This is a genomic window from Pedobacter sp. P26 (assembly GCF_050632135.1).
In the GTDB taxonomy this organism is placed as follows: Bacteria; Bacteroidota; Bacteroidia; order Sphingobacteriales; family Sphingobacteriaceae; genus Pedobacter.
This window is the reverse complement of the sequence record NZ_CP192574.1, coordinates 1,282,088-1,303,825: the sequence shown is the minus strand read 5'-3', so window position 1 is coordinate 1,303,825 and position 21,738 is coordinate 1,282,088. Positions and strand designations below refer to the sequence as shown.

Here is a 21,738-nt window from a genome sequence, read left to right as displayed (position 1 = left end):
TTTTTTAGAATGATGCACTTACACCAAAACTATAGGTTCTTGTTTTTGGATAATAATTGTTATTGTCTATACCTGGCGTTACACCACCCATATTAATCTCAGGATCAATACCGCTGTAGTTTGTAATCACGAAAAGATTATTTGCTGTAACGTAAAGTCTGATCGCTTTAATTGATTGTGCTTTTGGCTTAATGGTGTAACCGATTGTAGCATTGTCTAAGCGCAGGTAAGAACCACTTTCCACAAAACGATCAGAAATCAGGTATGCATTTGTATCGTTGAAAGATTCGCCTAAAGTAAATCTGGGGATATTTTGCAGCTTGGCATCAGCCGGATTGTTTAATGATGCCATTGTTGCATTTAGGATTTTATTACCTAATACCCCACGAACAAGGAAATTCAAATCCCAGTTTTTATAGTTGAAGGTATTTGCCCATCCGTAAATTAATTTTGGTTGTGCATCGCCTGCAATTTTAGCATCAGTGGTTAAGGGTTGTGTAGCGATGGTTTGTCCGGCAGCATTAACATAAGTACTTACGCCAGCCGCATTTTTACCCGCATAGTTCCATAAATTGAAGGTACCCAGGGCATAACCTGGCTGAATTAACTGACTGAAATTTCCTGACTGGCCTTTACCACCCAACTGAGCCGTTTGAATGAATGAGATTTTATAGAAATCATCAGATAAGGTTTCTACAACGTTTTTATTGTGTGCTATGTTTGGAGAGGTTGTCCATTTGAAATTGTCAGTTTTAACTGCAATAGCGTTTAAAGAGAACTCCACACCTTTATTTTTGATTTTACCTACGTTGGCTGTTATGTTTGGCAGGAAAAACTGCGTGGTAGATACTTCATAACGATCGTAAATTAAATCAGAAGTTTTCTTCACATAAAAATCAACTGAACCTGTAATTCTGTCTTTAAATAAGCCAAAATCTAAACCAATGTTGGTGGTTGCCGTACTTTCCCATTTCAAATCCGGATTCGGATTTCTTACCGGCCCAATTGCATTGCTGATATTGCCATTATTTAAAAACTTACTATTTCCGGCAGGCGTACCGTAAATCAGTAGTGCAGAAAAGGCATCAAAACCTAAACTGTTGCCTGAAACACCATAACCTGCACGTAGTTTTAAATCACTCACTACCGGAACAGTTTTCATAAAATCCTCGCCAATAATTCTCCATCCGGCAGATACAGCAGGGAATAAACCCCAACGGTTATTTCTTCCGAAAGCAGATGAACCATCATTTCGTAACGAGGCCTGAAATAAATATTTCTCGTTGTAATTATATTGAACCCTTCCGTAGTAGGAAATTAATCTTAAGGTAGATATCGGGGCGTTATTGAATGCGATTTGCGAAAGCAACGTCGGGTTTGAAAGGAAAAGGTTGTTGTAACCTAAATTATCATTTGAGAAATTCTGTGTGGTAACGCCAAAACCATCATTGGTTCTGTCTTCCTGCCATGAATAACCTGCAAGTAATTTCAAACCGTGTTTCCCGAAAGTTTTATCATAGTTAAAATAACCCTCAAGTACCTGACTTTTATTTAAAACATCAAATTTTTGCGCCTGTCCGTTAACACCCCTTGCTAATCCCGATTGGCTGTTCAGGTAAGTGCTGTAATTATTCTGATCCCTTTGCGAAGAAACACTGGCTGTGAACTTCAGGCCATCAAGGATATTCACCTGCGCCATTCCATTAATCAGTGTTTTATTGTTCAGGTTATTGATGACATTATTATCTACAATTGATAAAGGATTTCTCGTTCCGCTTCCGGTACGGTTATAGTTTTCTTTGTAAGTACCATCAGTGTTGAATGGACTTACCGTTGGTAAATAGAACAGCATATTTGGTAAAGCCTGCGTTTGATAAATATCCGAGCTTTTTGAATTGCTGTTGGTAACCGTTAAGCCAAGTTTTAACCTGTCGTTAAAAAATTTCTGATTGATATATGCCCTTACAATAGTTCTTTTTAAAGAAGTATTTTTTAGTATTCCTTTGTTATCCAGGTAATTTACACTAGCGCCATAATCGGATGCCTGACCAGAACCACCGAAAGAAACATTATGATTCTGTGAAAAACCTGTTCTTTCCAATAACGATTGCCAGTTGGTATCAGAACCATCGTCATCGATCGGGTTTAAAGTCTGTTTATTATCTGCAAGGTACTGCCTTAACTCTGGCGCAGATAGCATATCATATTTCTTGGAAACCTTTTCTACCGCAGCATAACCATTGTATGAAAGGCGTGCCTGTCCATTTTTAGATCTTTTTGTGGTCACCATAATTACCCCATTTGCAGCGCGTGAACCATAAATTGCCGTTGAGGATGCATCCTTTAAGATATCTATACTTTCAATATCGGCAGGGGCCAATAAATCAATTGATGCTCCCGGAACACCATCGATAACATAAAAAGGCTCTTGTGCTGCACCTTCTCTGAATGATGAAGGCCCGCGAAGTGTAATTGATGGCTTAGCATTTGGATCGCCACTTTTGGTTACATTTAAACCGGCAACCTTTCCTTGAAGTAACTGGGCGGGATTTACCATTACACCCTGATTAAATTCTTCAGACTTAATGGAGGTTACTGAACCCGTTACATCTTTTTTATTCGCTGTACCATAACCGATTACCACAACGTCCTTCAATGTCTGATTGTCTGGCATGAGCGTTACATTAATTCGCGTTTGATTACCAACAGGCACTTCCTTTGAGATGCTACTCAGCATGGAAAAAACTAAAACGTTTGATGATTTTACCGATAGGGTGTAGTTTCCATCAGGATTTGTAGAAGTTCCGCCTGTCGAACCTTTTATTCTTATCGTTACGCCAGGAATTGGCTGGTTGGTTTCATCAACAACCTTACCGCTGATGTTCCGGGTATTTTGTGCCATTACATTTATGGAGAAAAGCATTAGCATAATCAATACACCCTGCAGCCTGCGTACCTCAGTAAAGTAAATCAGTTTGTAAATTTTTTTCATGAATGAATAATTTATAGTTTGTTTGCATTAGCCAGAACGGCACCTCATTTGGCCAAAACCCAATGACTAATTTGCTACAAAGATGAGCCCGGTTGGTTAGGAATTTATGATGTAAAAAATACTGAATTGTTAAATTAGGGAAGGAAAAGCATTGGAATGTTAAGAAAACAGCCATTAAACGTCAGGTTAGATTTTTTAATTTAACATGACGTTTAACAATCATTTGCAAATCAAAATATTGAGGTCATTTGAGATTATTCATGGTGTCAGATATTTCCATTTGATTTGTGGATCTCTTTGAGAAATCAGCATTGCGAAAAGGCTATTCGCTGCTATTAAGACCCTGAAATAAATTACCTTCTGTGAGTTCGCTTAAAGCTTGGTTTACTCCATAGCTTTCCGCTTCGCTACAGCTACAATTGACGTTATTTAACAAATCGTTATTAATCAGAATTTTAATTGCTTTCGCATTTCCACCCAGCTAGGCCATAGCACGGTATCCCCGTTCTACTTAAATCCGGCCTAACAAATTTTTCGGGCTGCACTGTTTTAGCCGTACAACTGGCTTCAAAAGAAAAATTTTCAGCCGGCATTTTTTGTTACTTTTTGATGCCAAAAGAAAGAGCCCTTCGGCGGCGGCGAGCCGAGGCAAGACCGCGCCTTAGGGCAAAAGAAATCAATTAAACGTCACTCATATTGATTTTTATAAAATAAGTTACCCCTCAGAACAACGATCGCATTTTAAACCGGTGAGGATAATCAAATGAATTAAATTTAATTCGCTTTTCATATCCTCTTCAGATCACAAGCGTAGTTTTGAATCATAAAATTATTGATAATCAAAAAAAGAGAATATGAAAAGTCAAATCAAAAAAACAGCAATAACTGCTTGTTTCGCGCTGATGAGCATAGTAACACTAGCGCAGGTACGTCCAAATGATAACCCTCCGGCACCACCTATAGGGCCTGGAGAAATGCTTCCTCATCCTGGGCGAAACAGAGGCGGTTTGGAAGGCGGTGCTTTAAAAGTTTTAACGTCACTAAACGGAAAGGTTATTGCCTACCAAACGAATGACAGGTATATTTATAATAGTTTCACCTTGCAAAATGGCAGTCAGGCGATCACAGTCAGGTTTCCGGAACAACTAGGTAAACAATTAATGAGTGCAGCAGCTAAGGGTAAATCGGTAACTGTAAAAGGCTTTACAGATAATGGACCAGATGGTGTAAATGTATTCCAAATGGCGAGTTTGCTGGTTGATGGAACGCAAATAGCAGATAGCCCGCCAACCGTACCTATTGCACCAGTTAATGCACAGTCTGGAACCTTTACAGGAAAAATCAGTGATTTTAAGCGTGACCAGGGAGGTGCAATCCGCGGGCTTAGCCTCGACAATAAGGTACAGATAGATTTGCCTCCACCTGCAATTGAACAGTTACAATCTTTATTAAAAGCTGGTGATAAAGTAAAGGTAACCGGAATTAAAGACACACCACCATCAGGTGTAGCATTGGAAACTGGTGCCCCAACCATCATTCACCCGGAAACCATAGAGATTAATGGACAGACTTATTTGTTGAGATAATCTGGTTAGATCCTTTCGTGTGGACACATCTTTTGGTTTGGGTTTTTTATACGTTTTGCTAGCTTGCTTTAATAAATTTACAGGTTTTACCGAAGAACGCCGTCAATCCCAAGGGCCAGGAGAATCAAAAAAACAGGAGTAGTTCATTACAATTGGCACAAACAAACCTGAAACGCAGTGGTTTTGTGTTCGTAATCACTGAATTAAAGCTCAAAATAGCATTGAACACAAAACAAAGTGCCGCTGTTTTTTTGATGTGCGTGAGATTGTGTAAAGAGCCCATTGCTGGATTGACAAAGCGCTTTGGGTACTTTGGCGCTCCAAAGTACCATGCCACCGCGGCATAGAGCGGAAAAAATCAACATTTATTTCCAAAGTATAGTTTTTAAGATATCAAAGCTTGCTATTAGCAGGAAAGATGCTGAAATAAATTCAGCATGACGATCGACCTAGGCAACGACGCTAAAAAAAATGTAAACTAAAAGGGATGTACGATAGGGTTAGATTGGGAGAGCGAGATAGCTCTCCCAATCTTAAATTAATTGTTGACGCGTATGAACTAATTGGCTGCTTCGCTGTTAACTGATAAAATATACAGATATTTTGCAGATTGTATGAAAATGGAGCAAGATAATGACGTAGAGCCATTAAAGATGAAAAATTACCGCCCCCTGCTGGTCGTGATCATCATTTTACTATTGGTTATTATCTGGTTATTAATAAAACCTCCTGTGCCTTTATTACCGAAAGCACCGGCACACCATAACAGGCCACAGGTTGAACGACCGCATAAACAACGGATAATTACCGGAATCGTTACCAGGTATAAAAACAACCCTCATTTAGATATCAATTCACTGGAACTGAAAACCGAAAAGGCTGGTTCAATCACTATTGATTTTAGGCCACATACTGCATCATGGGTAACCAGGATTGGTGCCATAGGAGAATCGGTTACAGTAACTTATGGTTTAAACCCGAGCGATGAAGTAGTTGGTTACCAATTAATAGCCATTAAGAATAATAGAATGGGCATTAGCCAAACCCTTGATGATTTGCCCCCGCCTCCGGATGTTCCAAACCATCAGACAGAAAATTTTAAACTGGAGAAGCCTGTTTTGATCACAGATCAATACGGCGGTATTGTGGCGTTGAGAAAAAATAACCTTTTATTTCACTTTAAGCCAGGGCTGGTAGATGATATCGCACACCTCATCAAAGAAAGCGACACATTTCATCTTGTAGCGGTGAGGCGTCAGGATGACCAGGGCTTTATTAATATAAATCATGACAAAGTATATATTGTGCTTAGCATTACTATAGATAACAAAACATTCCTGGTAAGATGAAAATATTATTAATAGAAGACGAGATAAAGTTAGCAGGATTTATTGCTGACGGCCTTACGCAGGCGGGTCACATCTGTGATCAGGTTGCCGATGGTAATAAGGGGCTGGAAACGGCTATGGTTGGTAATTATGATCTTATACTATTGGATATGATGTTGCCCACACTTAACGGGTTGGAAGTTTTAAAAAACCTGCGCAGCTTTAACAACCAAACGCAGGTGATTATAATAAGTGCATTGAACGATACAGAACACGTGATAAACGGGCTCGACCATGGTGCTATTGATTACCTTAAAAAGCCATTTGAGCTTGATGAGCTGTTAGCCAGGGTACGTTCTGTACAACGCCGGTCTTTAGCACAGGGTTCACTCAAATTACAGGTTTCGGATCTCAAGGTAGACCTGCTGACAAGAGAAGTTAGCCGGGCCGGTAAGCCAGTAATATTAAGTAATCGTGAATTTGCCTTGCTGGAGTTCCTGCTCGCCAATCAAAACAACGTAGTAACAAAATCACAGATTCTCGAAAAAGTATGGGACATCCACTTCGATCCTGGTAGCAATGTAATAGAAGTACACCTTTACCAGCTTCGGAAAAAAATGGATAGAGGTTATGATGAAGAGTTGATCCACACGGTTGTTGGGCGGGGTTATGTACTGAAAGGCGACGTAAAACAAGGTTAAATGATAACAGGAAAGCGTCAGTTCGGTATCAAGTTAAAAATAACAGCAGCCTTTAGTCTGATCTTTATTTTATTGAGTTTCTCCTTCAACCTCTACTGTTACCGGAAGATCAGGATACTGATGATATCCGATAATGATGCCTATTTAATGGCCAGGGCCCAAACACTTTTGGATAAAACCGAAGTATTACCGGCAATTATTCCTTTGCCTGATAACAATACTTCCATCAGGGTATTATACCATTCAGCAGGAAAGCCCATAACAGTTTTTCAGTCACCCGGGATCATTAAAAATATCTGCACACCTACAAAAACGGGCGTAACCGATACCCTGGGAATGAGGGTTGCCTATGTAATCAGCAGTAATGAAGATAACCCCGCCGAATTGATGCTTGTACGCAGTGCAGACCAATTAAATAATAATTTACGATACTTGCTGCTACTTCTTTTTGCCTGTAGCCTGTTGAGTGTTTTGCTTGCAGGTTTGATTGCCTATATTTTATCGTTTTATTTATTACAGCCGGTGCAGCGTATCATTAAAGCGGCCAAACTCATCAATGCGCATCAACTCAGGGATGTAATTCCGGTTAAGAAAACGAATGATGAATTGCAGGAATTAACGGAAACCATAAATATGATGTTAGTGAGGATCGATGAATCGTTACAACAACAACAAAACTTTTTTGCCTCTGCCTCACATGAATTAAAGACACCGCTAGCCATTATGCGAGCCGAAATAGAAGTCCACCTATCTAAACCGGTATTGGCGCCGGAGTTATCAAACCTGATGGAAAGTCAGCTTGCTGAAATTAACAGGCTGCAACAGGTGGTACAGGAATTTTTGTTGGTAAGTCAGTTAAAAAGTAGCGGCATTACCTTACATAAGCAGCAAATGGATCTTTCATTGGTTATACTTCGGTTATTTCACAGGTTTCAACCGTTCCTGCAACAAAAAGGATTAAAACCGAAGATTAATTTTGATAAAGATGCAGAGACATTTTTAATAATTGCCGATGATGATAAACTGAATATCTTACTGATGAACCTCGTCGAAAATGCAGTTAAATATGCTACTCCAGGCACCACTATCGGCTGTTCTGTCCAGCAATCTACGTTGAAGGATCATATCGCCATACGCTTTAAAAATACGATTAACGAAGAAAGTTTCCCGACTGAAAATCTTCAAAATGCCTTCCATAGAGAGGCTATAGACTCAAATGGCGCTGGCATTGGTCTCTGGCTTGTTAAAGAGATCACGCACTTACATGATGGAAATTTCCGCATGGAAAGCAGCAATTTTTCATTTGAAGCCATTGTAGACTTGCCAATCAGTGCATAGGGCTCAGTACTGATTTAACACGTTATCTCGCGGCACTTATTAATATGAAGAAAAATTAATCCCATCAAACAATAACACAATATTCTGATTTACAGCAAATTAACATCAATCATTCCTATTAAGGGTTTAAACATAATGATGCTCAAGATGTTAAGGAAATCGTATGAGCAAACAAGTAGCAACAATCGTAACAGATAAGAGGGTAATCTGGCCATTACAATCTCTTAATTTTTTTATGGCTGATCTCCAGGCTGGAATCGGGCCATTTTTAGGAATATTCCTTTTAGCGCATGGCTGGAAAGCGGACTGATTGGCTCAGTCATGACCATTGGCGGAGTTGCCGGAATGATTATGACTATCCCAGCGGGTGCATTAATCGATGCCACCAAAAGGAAGCGGTTTTATGTAGTTGTATCAGCGATCTTCACCATATTGGCATCAGCGATAATCTTATTCACCCAGGAGTTTTGGCTGGTTAGCATTTCGCAGGTGGCAACAGCTATTGCCGGATCGGCTATAGGTCCGGCTATAATAGGAATCACGCTTGGAATAGTGAAGCAAAAAGGGTTTAATAAACAAAACGGTTACAACCAGGCATTTAATCATGCAGGCAATGTGGTAGGTTCTGCGCTTTCAGGTTACTTGGGTTATAAATTCGGCATAACAGCAATATTTATTCTGGCTGCTTTTTTTGGTGTACTATCCATTATTTCAGTTTTGTTGATTCCGGCCAATTCCATTGATGATAACGTAGCTAGAGGCATGAAAGAGGGGGATAAAGATGAGAAAGCGAGTGGATTTAAAGTATTATTGCAGTGTAAATCATTATTAGTCCTTGCAGGCGCATTAGCATTTTTTCATTTAGGAAACGGCGCTATGCTGCCACTCTATGGCCTCGCCGCTGCCGCTAATGGCCAGGGTAACGCTTCCATGTTTGTGGCCATGACTATTATTATCGCACAACTGGTTATGATCGGCACATCACTACTAGCCATGAAGATGGCAGACAAAAAAGGCTACTGGCTGGTCTTATTCATTTCTTTCCTTTCGTTGCCAATACGTGGTTTATTTGCCGCCTATATGCACAGTCATATAGGTATTTACCCTGTACAAATTTTAGACGGGATTGGAGCCGGTCTGCAAAGTGTTGCAGTTCCCGGATTGGTTGCTCATATATTGAATGGCACGGGACGCGTAAATATCGGACAAGGTGCAGTAATGACCGTACAGGGGCTGGGTGCTTCATTTAGTCCGGCAATTGGAGGCTGGATAGCGCAGGGAATAGGTTATAATACTACTTTTATGATCCTTGGTGCGTTTGCTATCGGTTCTATCCTATTGTGGATCATATTTGCAAAAACAATTAAGGATGCTTGCTAACCCCTATTAATTCTTATATGATAGCATGGTAGTAAATAAACGCTGTTGTAAGAGGTTAAAAAAATACATCAAACGATAACAAAAGAGAAACAAGATTCTACAGGATCTTTTAAAAACACTTCGCGAATACAAAAAAATAAATCTATGAGTCCAGCCCCACTAGTCTTCGCTCATTTAGGAGATCTGCATATTACTAAAGCCAAAGAACAGAATTACCTAGATCTGCTATCGATTATAGCTCAAATTGAAACAGAACTAAACAACCAGCTTGATTTTGTCCTGTTACCCGGCGACAATGCCGATAACGGTTTGCCTGAACAATATAAGTTAGTGGCTACTGCCCTTAAAATGTTAAGCATACCGGTTTATATCCTGGCGGGTGATCATGATATGGAACAAGGCAGCCTCGATAATATGTATAAAATGCCTCAAACCCAAAAACTACCGCTATCCGTTTTACATAAGAATAACAGGTGCCTGTTTATAGACGTTTGCGGATTTGGAAATGGCGGACCAGATTTTAGATTAGGTATTAAACAATTAGAATGGTTGGAAAAAGAAATGGCTGCGGCTAAGGAAAGAAGAGAAACAATCCTACTGTTTATGCATGTTTTTCCTGCTGATTTGAAAGCACCGGATGAGCGGCAATCCATCAATGAGATGCTGGAAAAATACGATGTAGTGCTGGTGGATATGGGACACACGCATTACAACGAGATCGCCAATAACGGTCAAACCATTTTTGCAGCAACCAGATCGACCGGGCAGATTGAAGAGGGTCCGGTTGGTTATTCAATCATTTCTGTTCATAAATCTGCTGTTACCTGGCGTTTTAAACAACTAGCAGAACCTTTTCCATTTGTAATGACTACCTGGCCGGCTGATTACCATTTATTGAACAGAGACAACCAAAGGGTTGAAGGAGAATATGAAGCTTCTGTTTTAGTATTGGGTCCTCGGAAAATCTCGTCTGTAGTATGCAAATCTGGTTTATCGGATTGGCAAGATATGACCTTTGAAGAGAAAGATCGATTATGGAAGGTCAGAGTCGAAGTTTTGGAACAACCTTTGAATAATCTGACCATCAAAGCCACAGATGTTGCAGGCCGTCCCGGTATCTGGACCATACAGCCTGCTACAGATAAATACATTTCACCTCAAAATATTAAAGATGGCAGCGATGCAGATACTATTGGCACCTGGCCGGAAAACGGGATCATGGGTACACAGCTTGGCCCTAACCGAAATGGAAAACCGATATCTTAGCGCTATAAAAAAATATGAATAACATCCTAATCTGGATCATTTCCTTCCTGGCAATAGCAGGTGTGATCATCAGGCCTTTTAAAGTTACAGAAGCAGTATACGCCATAATTGGGGCTACCTTATTGTTATTATTCCATCTGATTACCGTTTCTGATGCCTTTTCCGGGATAGCAAAAGGTTTAGATGTTTATTTATTCCTCACGGGCATGATGTTACTGGCCGAAACAGCCAGGGAGGAAAAACTGTTCGATTGGCTGGCTGCCCATGCCACTTTAAGGGCCAGGGGATCTTCCGGGAAATTGTTTTTGCTGATCTATCTTGTTGGTGTTATTGTAACCACATTTCTTTCCAATGATGCCACAGCTGTTGTACTAACGCCAGCCGTGGCCGCTGCAGTTAAAGCAGCTAAAGTAGAAAAACCACTGCCATATTTATTGATCTGTGCTTTCATTGCTAATGCAGCTTCTTTTATGCTGCCCATCTCAAACCCTGCAAATCTGGTCATTTATGGCACACACATGCCTTCCTTAATGCATTGGCTAAGCTTGTACCTGATACCCTCTATATGTGCCATTACCGTTACTTATTTTATGCTCCGGTTCTCTCAGCGCGACTGTTTTAAACAGAAAATCAGAACTGACATTAGTTTGCCTGAATTAAGTCCGGGCGGTAAGACAGCTTTAATTGGGATTTGTGGAACTGCTGCTGTTTTACTGGCTGCTTCAGCCTGGAATATTCAACTTGGATTGCCCACGTTAATTACCGGTGTCACCACCAGCGCAATTGTATTGGCCAGGGCAAGAAAAAACCCGGTCAATATTATTAAAGGGATATCCTGGGCAGTACTTCCGTTAGTGGCAGGTTTATTTGTAGTGGTAGAAGCTTTAAATAAAACCGGGATGACACAGCAGTTAAGTAGATGGTTAAATGATGCGATAGCACAATCTGAGACGGGGGCCGTGTGGCTTAGTGGTGCTCTGATCGCAGTAGCCTGCAATTTAATGAATAATTTGCCGGCCGGATTAATAGCAGGAAGTGTGTTGCAAAATACACATACTCCCGAAATGGTTAAAAGCGCGGTGCTTATTGGCGTAGATCTTGGTCCCAACCTCTCTATAACAGGTTCATTGGCTACGATACTATGGCTGGTAGCTTTAAGACGGGAGGGGCAAGAAGTTAGTGCCTGGAAATTTTTAAAATTAGGAAGTGTAATTATGACTGCGGCTTTGATAATTGCAATACTATCCTTATGGATTTGATCTGTTAGGTATCCTGACACTACATGACTTTAATCCAGTTGTCAATTGATAGAACAATAGTAAATGATACAAAAAATGCAGGCGACATCCATCAACCTGCATTCGTCATCATTAACTAATAAAATTTTTACTACTTAGACTTATTTTCATAAATCTCTTTTATTTTAGCTTCCAGTGCAGGGCCGCGAAGTTCTTTGGCAATAATTTTTCCACTTGGATCGATTAAAAAATTCATAGGGATAGCTTTAACATCATATTTAGCCGCCGCCTCGTTTTCCCAGCCTTTTAAATCGCCAACCTGTTTCCAGGTCAATTTATCATCAGCGATGGCTTTAAGCCATTTTGCTTTATCAGCAGCCTTATCAAGAGATACGCCTAAAATTTCAAACCCTTTTGATTTATATTGTTCATAAACCTTAACAAGATTTGGATTTTCTCTCCGGCATGGTGCACACCATGATGCCCAGAAGTCGATCAGCACATATTTTCCTTTGTAATCAGAAAGCTTAACCATTTTACCGTCTACATCTGGCTGGGCAAAATCCTGTGCCTCTACACCTTCCTGTGTTTTTTTGAAGTTAGCAATACGCTCAGCAACCTGTTTTCCGAAAAAGAGTTTCTGAGTTCCGGAGAAATATTTGCAAAGATTTTTTCCATTTCTATGGCATCGAAACCCGGGCCTAAAGTCGAATTAAGTGCCATTAAGGCCATGTATTTCGAAGGATTTTGTTTAACATAATTAATTTTTGCATCAAAAATCTCTTTCTCTATCACCTTTGCTCTTTTTTCCAGGTCCATGATATAGGTTTTATCCTGTTTTTTAGCTTCTGGCTGATCAGCAAATTCTTTTTCCAGCGCTTTCAGTTTTCCATAAACAGGAGCTAAAAGGGCATCAACTTTTTTACTTTCATCGGTTAAAGTAGAACCTTTGATAACAGCTGTCTTAATGGAATCTTTTCCGGTAATGGTGATGTTCTCATTTCCTAAAATGATAGCCATGCCATCAATTTTAATCCGTCGTCCCGGTGTATCGATTGATTTGTCGTGTTTAAGGCGAAGCGTAGCTTCCATTGGTGAAGGTACCGAACCTTTAAATGTGAAAGCCCCGTTAACCAGTTCTGCCGAATCTAATTTTTGGGCCCCTTCTAATTTGATTAAGAGAAAGGCTTTTGCCGGTTTTCCCAATTTGCCAATCTGGCCATTTATTACATATCCTGTTTGTGCAGAGGCAACAAAAGCACTAATCACCAATGTTGCTGCCAATAATGTTTTTTTCATGATTTATAAATTATTTTTTTGTGGTTTTGGATGGAGATGATGTATTCTGTAAAGATTTAGCTTCGAGGAACTGATTATAAATCTTTTGATTATTTAAAATATTAAGCGCCGTACTAAATGCATTACTGGCCTCATTTCGAACGCGAAGTGCATAACCTTTACCTAGATAGAGCATATCGGCCATCTCTGCCTTTAATTCTACCGCAATGGTTTTTCTGGCTACCTTATCCGTTACGGGTGGTAATTTAAGCCCTTGCTTAATTGCGCTGGTCATAATCTGATCAACCATTTGCTCATCTATGTTGAAGGAATGATCAAAAGCATCAAAATCCGTATATTTATCAGTTAAGCTTTTTCGGTTTTGTTGTACATAATTGAAAGCCGCCTGGGTTACCCGCCCACTGTTCATCAATTTATTCAACCATGCGCTGTACAGTGCCGTATCGATTGGTATGAACTTATCAGGCATAATCCCGCCACCACCATAAACCGTTCTTTTATTCAGGAGGGTCGTGTGTTTTAGAGAATCCGGAAAGTTCACATGTCCGCCCTCAGTAAGTTCACCAGAAGCCATACGCCTGTTAAAATCTTCAAAGTAATCTGTTTTGCCTTTAGCATAAGATTTTTGAATCGATCTGCCTGATGGTGTATAATAACGTGCTGCTGTCAATTTGATTACTGAACCATCGCTCAATTCAAGGCCTTTTTGCATAATGCCTTTACCAAAGCTTCTTCTGCCAATTACCACAGCCCTGTCCCAATCCTGTAAAGCACCTGTTAATATTTCGCTTGATGATGCGGTAGATTCATCAATTAAAACCACCAGATCGCCTGTCATAAACTGGCCAAATCCACCAGTCATATAATTATCTTTTACACCGGAGTTGGTTACTGAATAGAAAACCAGTTTATCCTTGGCCAGGAATTCATCTGCTACACCGATAGCAGCTTCAACAAGTCCGCCACCATTAGATTGTAAATCCAGGATTAATTTGGTCATGCCTAAAGCCTTTAATTTCTTTAATGCCGCATCCATTTCCCTTCTGGTTGACTGGCTAAAAATAGCCAGCGAAATGTAGCCTACATTTTTGCTTACCATGTAACTGGTATTGATAGAAAGTTCAGCAATCTGTTCCCTCATCACATTAAATTCGAGCGGTGTGGTTTGCGACTTGCGAATAACGCCTAACTTAACAGCCTTCCCTTTTTCGCCCCGCAGCATCCGCATCACATCCTGGTTTTTAAACCTTTACCGAAAATAGAGGCACCATCAACCATATTAATCCGGTCTCCTACCTGCAAACCTGCCCTTGCTGCCGGGCCCTCAGGATTAATACCAGTTATAAAGGTGCTATCAGCCACCATTGCAAATGAGATACCGATACCGGCAAAACTGCCAGTCATTTGCTCGTTCATGGCTTCTATTTCTTCGCGGCTAATGTAACTGGAATGCGGATCGAGGCTGCTTAACATCGCTTTGATAGCCGCATCAACAACCTGCTCATCATTTACCGGATCTACATAATTATCCTGAATGAGTTTAAGTGCATCCTGCAGCTTAATCTTCGGATTCATCTGTGCCTGAACAGAAAGCCCAATCCAAAAGGAAAAAAAGGCTGTAATTATCGTTTTTCTTATCATTATTTCTCTGCTCTTAAAATCTCAATCGCGGTAGATAATTCATCGCGTAACTGGCTAGGACTACCGGAATATCCTTCTGAACTGTAGCGTACTACACCGTTTTTTACGATGATTTTGCGTGGGATAGAGGACTGTTTAAACAATGGCAAAAGGCTCTTAAATACTTGATCCTGCGACCCTGTTTGACTAATAGCATCATGCAAAAGATTGAAACGAAAGCCCTGACTTTTTACATAATTTACAGATTTGGCTTTATAATCGCCAAACTGCATGGTACCGATCATATATACAGCAACCTTGGGATCTTTTGCGTATTGGTCTATCAGAAGCTGCATACCCGGGAAAGCTTCAATGCATGGTCTGCACCATGTTGCCCAAAAGTCGATGACCACAATCTGGTTTGCCCAATCTTTTGAATTGACCATTTTACCATCGGCATTTTCTAAACTAAATGGAGCGAGCTGGTAGTTGACCATATTTGCCATTACATGTGCCCTCATTTCATTTTTCTTGTCCGATGGCGTTAAACCAACAAGGTATTGCTCATAGCCATCTTCTTTCCCGCCATGCTCGCTTTTATATAGTTCTTTAAGTTTGGTAAACATAACCGGCGTTACTGCATTCGCAGCTACACTGGATTCCAATAAGGCTTTAATGGCTTTGGTATCGTTCAGTTTTTCCAAAACATTAACATGCATTGCATTTAAATCCGCATTTCCGAAAGTCCCTTTTTTTGATAAATATTTGAAGTACTGGTTTGCCCCGGCATAATCACCCTGGGCATTTGCGAGGGCGATGTGGGTAAATAAGCGATCATCCATTTGATTATCTGCATTTTCCTGTGCTTTTTCCGCATCATCGAAATCGCCTGAATAGGATTTGTCCTTTTGTCTTTCCAGCAGATAAGGAATAATTATGCGGCTATCGTTATAAAGTAATTTCTGATCGCTTTTTCCCGCCATTTGATTTCGGCTTATATTCCAGCGGTAGATTTCATTGGCAGTTTTAAAATCAATATCCTTAAAGAGCTCTAAAAATTTATCATTTTGCCCGCCGTCAAAGTATTGTGTTGCCAGGTTTCTGAATATCGTGTAGTAAATATATGCCTGGTTGTCTGGTGATTTCTTCCATTCCAAATATGGAAAAGCCTTAAGAAAATCTTCAGCACCTGTTTCGAAATCCTTTCCGTATTTTCCCTCCGTATATTTTCTGAAGGATAAAAACCTGGCTGTGCTGCTTTTAGGGTAATCTTTAAAAATAAGTGATTCTACTGCTGCTGAACCATTTTTATCTTTTAATCTATCGTAATAGCGTTGTGCCTGTGCTAAAAACTGTTCGTTAAGATTTCCGTTTTTTAGTTCGCTTTTTAAAAGGTTATCAGCCAATACGCTGAATTCAGAAGCGGGCATGGTGAGTTGCTTTAAATCGAGATAATTGAACAGAAGTGACGTTGGTATACGTTTAGAAAGCTTTTTTCCTGTTGGAGCAAAGAGTCAATCATTTTTTTATCCATAGATGGAATAATGAAGCTACTCAGCATCCCATTCCCCGTTGTCCCTGCTTTGAAAGCGGCTTCTGACAGATAGGAACCCGGGATTACCTGCCCCTTTGTATTTTTAACAAGGTGATAATAACCTTTACCATTTTGATTGTCAATTGCTTCAGGTTGCTGAAGGTCACCCTGATAAAATTTTAAGGCGATTAACACCGCGTGTTCCGGAAGTTGATAACTTCCAGTCCATACGTCGTTCTTTTTCTCTAACTGCACCGGGACAGTGTTCCATTTGCTACCGCTGTATACTCCTGCGAGTGCTTTTGGCCCGTCACTAAATTCAAGATCGCCACCTTTCGGTTGGTATTGAAAGCTGATTTTCTGGTTTTGTTTTAGTATTTCGGGCTGCCAGGTTACCGTTTGTGCAGCTAACTGCTGCCCAAAAAATGGGCAAAGCAGTAGCATACATTTTCTAAAAAAATGTTTTTTCATGGATTGATTTTCTATCTAGGGTTTTGTTGCAATTCCGGGTTCAGAAGAATGTATTTATCTCCGATAGGATATAAGTAAAGGTTGCTATTGGGTTGTAAAGTATAATTAACACCCTTGAAACTACGATTTTTTGTTATGGCGAAATCGTTATCAAAAGTCAGACGCTTCTGGTCAAACCAACGCGTACCTGTTCCAAAAAATTCCCTTCTTTTCTCTTCAACAACTATACGAAGTGCTTCACTGGCACTTGCTGCTGTTAACGGAACATAATTGGCCGTTGTAAAGCGTTTGATTCTTAAATTGTTTACGATTTGAATAGCATCGTCAGTTTTTCCAGCCCTGGCTAAACACTCCGCTTTAATCAGCATCATTTCAGGAACAGTTGGACCATTGTTAATTACAAATTCATTAATCAGGTATTTGGTGGATGCCCTTCCGGTGAAGGAAGAGCTAAACTGGCCCCTAAACCGACTCCCCATATCTGTAAAAAGCTTGTAACGTAAGTCTGTTGTTCCCAAAGAAGTAAGTAAATCATTGCTTAGCGAAGTAGCCTGATAGACTACATTTGAAGTCTTCGAAAATATGATTTCAGGATTTAACAATCTTACGGGAATGGTTCCAGGCGTATTTTCGTAGGTTTTCAAGTCGAGTAAGCCACTTTGCAAGGCCAGGGCGCTATCCGCATATAGAGCTGCGTTGCCAAAATCGCGCATATTTAAATACGTTTTAGCAAATATGGCATAGCTTGATACTTTCGCCGGGCGTACATTATACTCCGCAAGCGCAGGCAAACGACTTATTGATGTTCTTAAATCATTTAAGATCTGCTTATATACATCGGCAACAGGGGCTCTGTTGAGTTTAGTAAATAAATTTGGTGTCGTAAGCAGTGGAACGCCCAGGTCAGTTGATGCGGTAGCTGCGTTATACTGTTTGCCATACATATTCACCAATACCAGATAGGTATAAGCCCGGTGTACAAGAGCCTCTGCATAAATCCGCTTCTTTTCCGCTTCCGTTCCACCCTGAGAAGTCAAAACGCCGTCCAACACCTGATTGCATACATAAATGGTTTTATACAGCTTATCCCAATCGGCATCGCTCTGGCTATCGGACGTATATTTCGGCGCCCAGCTGTATACATTACCTAAAATGTCCCCTAGGGAGTTCTGCCTTGTTGCATCTGTAATTTCTATATCATCACCCGAAAGAATCGGATAAGAATAGTTCCCTTCCAGAACACCATTATTGTTCATGGTATTCCTGAAATCGGAAGTATATTTTAGTGTTCTGACTGAAAGCTGATCAATCTCCACATATTTTCTGCAGCTTGCCAAAGTAATTGCTAAGGCAAACAATATAATTGAATATCTATTTTTCATGTTGATTATAGCGTTGCATTAATTCCAAAAACATAACTTGGCGTAGGTGTTACGCTACCAAAATTTCCTGTGTTGATAAATTCAGGATCGATACCATCTTTGTTGGCGCGCCAGACAATTCCAAGGTTTCGCACATTGGCCGATAGCGACAAAGATTTCACAAAGTTGCGGGGCAGGAAGCGCTGTGGAACGATGTAAGCAAGAGAAATCTGTTGTAAACGGATATTATCTGCATTTCGGACTAAAGCATCTGAAAAGCGGTAACGGTTAATGCTGTTAAAGTTCACGTCTGTCAAGCCCGGAATAACATCGGGATTGGCTTCATCACCTGGTTTTCTCCAGCGATTATCCAGTTCTCCCTGACGACCAAGCACGCCTGAATATGTGCCTGCAAAATTTGGATAATTGGTCACGGCATTTTTAAGAAAATATGTCCAAAATAACCTACAAATCTTACTCCTAACTCCAACTGACCATAGCTGAAGTTGTGGTTGAAACCAGCTGTATAAGGCGCATAGCGTCTACCCACATAAACTAAATCATCTTTGGTAAATGCATTAGTCAGGTTGGTTGTGTTATTGATAATTTTGTTGTTGCGATCATAAATCTGCGATTGACCTTTATTATCAAGTCCTGCCCAGCGATAAACGTAGGTAGCCCCTAATGGCATGCCCTCAATTGTCGCCGCTGTCCCTGCGATACTACTGGCGTTATTGGCATATCGCTGATCAGTAACCTTATTGGTGTTATAGCCAAAATTCAATATGGATTTCCAGCTGAATTTTCCAGCCCTGATGATTTCACCGTTTAAAGTAAATTCATAACCATTACCACTTAACGTTCCACTATTAAAATTAAGGTTCGACCATCCGTATGTCGGGTTGAAGGCAAAGTTTCCTAAAATGCCTGTTGTTCTTTTGAAATATACATCAAAGCTTCCATTTAATCTACCCTTAAATAATCCAAAATCAATTCCCAGGTTGGCCATTTTTGTAGTTTCCCAACCCAGATCAGAATTGGCAGGTAAATCGATATTGGCTACTGGCTGGTTAGTTCGTGGATCGGTACCTGTTATCGCTAATATAGGCACATTTGTGCCAGTCAGTGGTGCTACACCTGCCGTTCCTAAAGTTGCACGAACGCTAAGTGCATTCAGCCATTCTGTATTCTGTAAAAATTCTTCTTTGTTCGCATTCCACCTCAAACCAACCGACCAAAATGGCACGGCTCTTTTACGCCTTTCAACTCCCAGCAGGGTGGCATCGTCAAACCGCACACTACCTGTAACAAAATATTTTTCCTGATAACTGTATGATGCATTTCCATAATAGGATAAATACCTCTTACGGTAAGCAATTAGACTACTTAAATTAGAACCTAAAGACTGGCCATAACCATAAATATCTGGATATATTTGCGTAGGATTAACTGTTGCGGTCGTACGTGTATCTGCATTAAATCCGTACCTGGTTTCAGATGTATTATCAGAATTGGTTTCTCTGATTTCGGCACCAGCAATTGCATTGAACTGGTGTTTACCACCTATATTAAAGTCAGAGTTCAGCTGACCTCTTAGCGATGTTTCTGATGATGTGTTCCCATAGGTAGTGTAGCGTCCACCCGCAAAAGATGGTGGAACTGCCCGACCATTAACAAGCGGGGTAAAGTTATTTGTAAGCAATCTGCCTGCATAACTATTTGCATCATCCAGCGTATAAGAGCTACCAAACTGCCGCTGATTAGATATGGAAACATCAGCATTTAGCCATTTCGCAATTTTACCATTTAAACCTGCACTCATTCTGAGTACATTATTTTTAGCGATAGAATTTGAATAATTTAACTCATCTAATGTATTGTAAGTAAATGGCAAATAACCCTGGTTTACCAATTTGTTCGCGTAAGTATCGGTAATGATAATATTTCTGCCGATACTATTACCATTTGCATCCTGCAATAAATCATAAGGACGTAATGCTGTAGTGCTTATTGATAGCGCATTTGTTGCTGCTGCATTGTATTGCGACCTGGAGTATTGATAATTAAATAATGCCCTCAGTGTTACTTTTTTATTAAAAAAATCGGTTGATGTATTCGCGTTTACAAAGGCGTTTTCAGCAAAATTGCTTTTAAAAACCGGTATATCTTTAGTGTAATTTCCGGATATGTAATAGGTACTGCTTTCAGAACCGCCTGAATAAGAAAGGTTATACTGGTGATTTACGGCATTTTGCAATAATTTATCTTCAATCTGTTTCATTCCATCTCTCGATGCAATTTCAGCCAATGCGGCGTCTCGCTGTGCCACTGTCGCAGTACCGCGTTTAACCCTGAACATCCATTCCGTTGCTTCACTGTTGTTGGGCGTATATATGGCATTGCTCGGATCTGTTAAAGCAGCTGCAACCGGGTCTACAAGTATCCCTTTATCCACCATCTCCTGCTCTAAATTGATGTATTGAGCACTGGTCATCCAATGCAAATCGGCAATAGATGGATTTTTTGAAATGCCGAAAATATAACCAACGTTCAAGGAAGGTGCAATTTTTTTCCTTTCTTAGTTTCTATAACAATTACGCCATTTGCGGCTCTTGAGCCCCATATAGAAGTTGCCGAAGCGTCTTTCAGGAAAGTAATCTGCTCAATATCTGCCATATTGATATTACTGATCACTGAATTGCCAAAGGTATTTCCCGCAACCTGTTTGGTGAGGGTTGCTGCGTCACTTGAATTCATTAAAGGAAACCCATCAAGAACAATTAAAGGAATTCCATTGCCTGCTCCATAATTATTTACCCCTCTAATTTGTACGCTATTGCCTTTGATATCAAACTTCACGCCCGCTACCTGTCCTTCCAGGCGTTCCATAATATTTATGGCGGGGTTAGCTGCCAGTTCCTTACCGGTGATAACAGTATAAGCGCCTGCAGCACGCTCCTTGCTTATTTTTTGATATCCGTTTGAAACCACTGACACTTCCTCCAACGCAGCTGAAGACTGCCGGAGTGTGATATAATAAGTGATCGTTTTCCGGTCAACGAAAATCTCCTCACCCCTAAAGCCCAGATAACTGATTTGCAGAACATAACCATTGGCAGGCACATCATTAATCACTAAGTCCCCGTTTTTGTCGGTGGTGTACATCTTATTGATTGTTTTGTTGTAAACATTGGCTCCCGGGAGTGGCCTGCCTGAGGAATCCCTAACCGAAACCTTTACATCAACGGCCTTAATAATATCAACCAGTTTATCCGTCACGCTCTTTTCTTTAATTACAATGGTTTTACCATCCAGCGAAAAAGTAAGGGCCTGGTTATTTAGTGATTTTTGAATAGCCTCGAATACACTAACCTGATTTACATTAATGGAAACAGGTTTAGCATCCAGAATAATATTGAGGTCATAAATAATGTCGTAACCGCTCTGTTTACGTATCTCTTTAAGCACGCGTTCCAGTGATGCATTTTTTTCAACAATGGAAACTTTTTGTGCCATTGTTGATGCACTGATTTGCATAAACGTTAAAAGAAGAATCGCAGCAGTTAGTCGCATAACGAGTAGCAGTTTTCGGAACTGCCGGTTAAGCAATCCGAGTGAAGTAAA

General features: G+C 40.3%; 18 protein-coding genes. 7 read left to right on the top strand and 11 right to left on the bottom strand.

What is annotated here, in order from left to right; genetic code table 11:
* Window positions 1-4: 4 nt before the first annotated feature.
* Window positions 5-2,992, bottom strand: a complete 2,988-nt coding sequence (locus ACQ86H_RS06220; protein WP_431294179.1) for a SusC/RagA family TonB-linked outer membrane protein — start codon at window positions 2,990-2,992, stop codon at window positions 5-7.
* 854 nt (window positions 2,993-3,846) lie between these two features.
* Between ACQ86H_RS06220 and ACQ86H_RS06215 the strand changes: the two genes are divergently transcribed.
* The 7 genes from ACQ86H_RS06215 to ACQ86H_RS06185 all read left to right on the top strand — a co-directional run bounded on the left by ACQ86H_RS06215 (window position 3,847) and on the right by ACQ86H_RS06185 (window position 11,850).
* Window positions 3,847-4,578, top strand: coding sequence for an OB-fold nucleic acid binding domain-containing protein (locus ACQ86H_RS06215; RefSeq protein ID WP_431294178.1), 732 nt, complete (start codon window positions 3,847-3,849; stop codon window positions 4,576-4,578).
* Window positions 4,579-5,192: 614 nt separating this feature from the next.
* Window positions 5,193-5,927, top strand: coding sequence for a hypothetical protein (locus ACQ86H_RS06210; RefSeq protein WP_138818234.1), 735 nt, complete (start codon window positions 5,193-5,195; stop codon window positions 5,925-5,927).
* Window positions 5,924-6,607: a response regulator transcription factor gene (locus ACQ86H_RS06205; protein WP_431294177.1), complete on the top strand. Its 684-nt coding sequence runs from the start codon at window positions 5,924-5,926 to the stop codon at window positions 6,605-6,607. Before ACQ86H_RS06210 ends, ACQ86H_RS06205 begins: the two co-directional genes overlap by 4 nt.
* Window positions 6,608-7,945, top strand: a complete 1,338-nt coding sequence (locus tag ACQ86H_RS06200) for a sensor histidine kinase (protein WP_431294176.1) — start codon at window positions 6,608-6,610, stop codon at window positions 7,943-7,945.
* Between the two features lie 321 nt (window positions 7,946-8,266).
* Window positions 8,267-9,325, top strand: coding sequence for an MFS transporter (locus ACQ86H_RS06195; protein ID WP_431294175.1), 1,059 nt, complete (start codon window positions 8,267-8,269; stop codon window positions 9,323-9,325).
* Between the two features lie 144 nt (window positions 9,326-9,469).
* A complete protein-coding gene (locus ACQ86H_RS06190) occupies window positions 9,470-10,591 on the top strand; it encodes a metallophosphoesterase family protein (protein WP_431294174.1) in 1,122 nt (373 codons plus the stop codon).
* 14 nt (window positions 10,592-10,605) lie between these two features.
* On the top strand, window positions 10,606-11,850 hold the full coding sequence (locus ACQ86H_RS06185) for an arsenic transporter (protein WP_431294173.1): 1,245 nt from the start codon (window positions 10,606-10,608) through the stop codon (window positions 11,848-11,850).
* Between the two features lie 130 nt (window positions 11,851-11,980).
* Here the strand turns inward: ACQ86H_RS06185 and ACQ86H_RS06180 are convergent, their stop codons facing one another.
* Genes ACQ86H_RS06180 through ACQ86H_RS06135 form a run of 10 tightly spaced genes read right to left on the bottom strand, consistent with a single transcriptional unit; the run spans window position 11,981 to window position 21,651 of the window.
* The gene (locus ACQ86H_RS06180) at window positions 11,981-12,364 is read right to left on the bottom strand and encodes a peroxiredoxin family protein (protein ID WP_431294172.1); all 384 of its coding nucleotides are present in this window, start codon (window positions 12,362-12,364) and stop codon (window positions 11,981-11,983) included.
* Window positions 12,365-12,402: 38 nt separating this feature from the next.
* Complete coding sequence (locus ACQ86H_RS06175; protein ID WP_431294171.1) at window positions 12,403-13,128, bottom strand: DUF4369 domain-containing protein; 726 nt, start codon at window positions 13,126-13,128, stop codon at window positions 12,403-12,405.
* Window positions 13,129-13,138: 10 nt separating this feature from the next.
* Window positions 13,139-14,356, bottom strand: a complete 1,218-nt coding sequence (locus ACQ86H_RS06170) for a S41 family peptidase (protein WP_431295345.1) — start codon at window positions 14,354-14,356, stop codon at window positions 13,139-13,141.
* Window positions 14,356-14,769 (bottom strand): S41 family peptidase, encoded by a 414-nt coding sequence (locus ACQ86H_RS06165; RefSeq protein ID WP_431294170.1) that lies wholly within the window; start codon window positions 14,767-14,769, stop codon window positions 14,356-14,358. The genes ACQ86H_RS06170 and ACQ86H_RS06165 overlap by 1 nt, the downstream gene beginning before the upstream one ends.
* A complete protein-coding gene (locus ACQ86H_RS06160; RefSeq protein WP_431294169.1) occupies window positions 14,769-16,178 on the bottom strand; it encodes a TlpA family protein disulfide reductase in 1,410 nt (469 codons plus the stop codon). Before ACQ86H_RS06160 ends, ACQ86H_RS06165 begins: the two co-directional genes overlap by 1 nt.
* A gap of 11 nt (window positions 16,179-16,189) precedes the next feature.
* Window positions 16,190-16,753, bottom strand: coding sequence for a hypothetical protein (locus ACQ86H_RS06155; protein WP_431294168.1), 564 nt, complete (start codon window positions 16,751-16,753; stop codon window positions 16,190-16,192).
* Between the two features lie 11 nt (window positions 16,754-16,764).
* The gene (locus ACQ86H_RS06150) at window positions 16,765-18,135 is read right to left on the bottom strand and encodes a RagB/SusD family nutrient uptake outer membrane protein (RefSeq protein WP_138818243.1); all 1,371 of its coding nucleotides are present in this window, start codon (window positions 18,133-18,135) and stop codon (window positions 16,765-16,767) included.
* A gap of 5 nt (window positions 18,136-18,140) precedes the next feature.
* Window positions 18,141-18,548 (bottom strand): hypothetical protein, encoded by a 408-nt coding sequence (locus ACQ86H_RS06145; protein WP_431294167.1) that lies wholly within the window; start codon window positions 18,546-18,548, stop codon window positions 18,141-18,143.
* Window positions 18,545-20,668, bottom strand: a complete 2,124-nt coding sequence (locus ACQ86H_RS06140) for a hypothetical protein (protein ID WP_431294166.1) — start codon at window positions 20,666-20,668, stop codon at window positions 18,545-18,547. Before ACQ86H_RS06140 ends, ACQ86H_RS06145 begins: the two co-directional genes overlap by 4 nt.
* Window positions 20,665-21,651, bottom strand: coding sequence for a TonB-dependent receptor plug domain-containing protein (locus ACQ86H_RS06135; protein WP_431294165.1), 987 nt, complete (start codon window positions 21,649-21,651; stop codon window positions 20,665-20,667). The genes ACQ86H_RS06140 and ACQ86H_RS06135 overlap by 4 nt, the downstream gene beginning before the upstream one ends.
* Window positions 21,652-21,738 lie beyond the last annotated feature (87 nt).

Coding starts and splice junctions, on each gene's coding strand:
- ACQ86H_RS06220 (WP_431294179.1), bottom strand. CDS start 2,992: ATGAAAAAAATTTACAAACTGATTTACTTTACTGAGGTACGCAGGCTG.
- ACQ86H_RS06215 (WP_431294178.1), top strand. CDS start 3,847: ATGAAAAGTCAAATCAAAAAAACAGCAATAACTGCTTGTTTCGCGCTG.
- ACQ86H_RS06210 (WP_138818234.1), top strand. CDS start 5,193: ATGAAAATGGAGCAAGATAATGACGTAGAGCCATTAAAGATGAAAAAT.
- ACQ86H_RS06205 (WP_431294177.1), top strand. CDS start 5,924: ATGAAAATATTATTAATAGAAGACGAGATAAAGTTAGCAGGATTTATT.
- ACQ86H_RS06200 (WP_431294176.1), top strand. CDS start 6,608: ATGATAACAGGAAAGCGTCAGTTCGGTATCAAGTTAAAAATAACAGCA.
- ACQ86H_RS06195 (WP_431294175.1), top strand. CDS start 8,267: ATGACCATTGGCGGAGTTGCCGGAATGATTATGACTATCCCAGCGGGT.
- ACQ86H_RS06190 (WP_431294174.1), top strand. CDS start 9,470: ATGAGTCCAGCCCCACTAGTCTTCGCTCATTTAGGAGATCTGCATATT.
- ACQ86H_RS06185 (WP_431294173.1), top strand. CDS start 10,606: ATGAATAACATCCTAATCTGGATCATTTCCTTCCTGGCAATAGCAGGT.
- ACQ86H_RS06180 (WP_431294172.1), bottom strand. CDS start 12,364: ATGGTTAAGCTTTCTGATTACAAAGGAAAATATGTGCTGATCGACTTC.
- ACQ86H_RS06175 (WP_431294171.1), bottom strand. CDS start 13,128: ATGAAAAAAACATTATTGGCAGCAACATTGGTGATTAGTGCTTTTGTT.
- ACQ86H_RS06170 (WP_431295345.1), bottom strand. CDS start 14,356: ATGCGGATGCTGCGGGGCGAAAAAGGGAAGGCTGTTAAGTTAGGCGTT.
- ACQ86H_RS06165 (WP_431294170.1), bottom strand. CDS start 14,769: ATGATAAGAAAAACGATAATTACAGCCTTTTTTTCCTTTTGGATTGGG.
- ACQ86H_RS06160 (WP_431294169.1), bottom strand. CDS start 16,178: ATGCCCGCTTCTGAATTCAGCGTATTGGCTGATAACCTTTTAAAAAGC.
- ACQ86H_RS06155 (WP_431294168.1), bottom strand. CDS start 16,753: ATGAAAAAACATTTTTTTAGAAAATGTATGCTACTGCTTTGCCCATTT.
- ACQ86H_RS06150 (WP_138818243.1), bottom strand. CDS start 18,135: ATGAAAAATAGATATTCAATTATATTGTTTGCCTTAGCAATTACTTTG.
- ACQ86H_RS06135 (WP_431294165.1), bottom strand. CDS start 21,651: ATGCAAATCAGTGCATCAACAATGGCACAAAAAGTTTCCATTGTTGAA.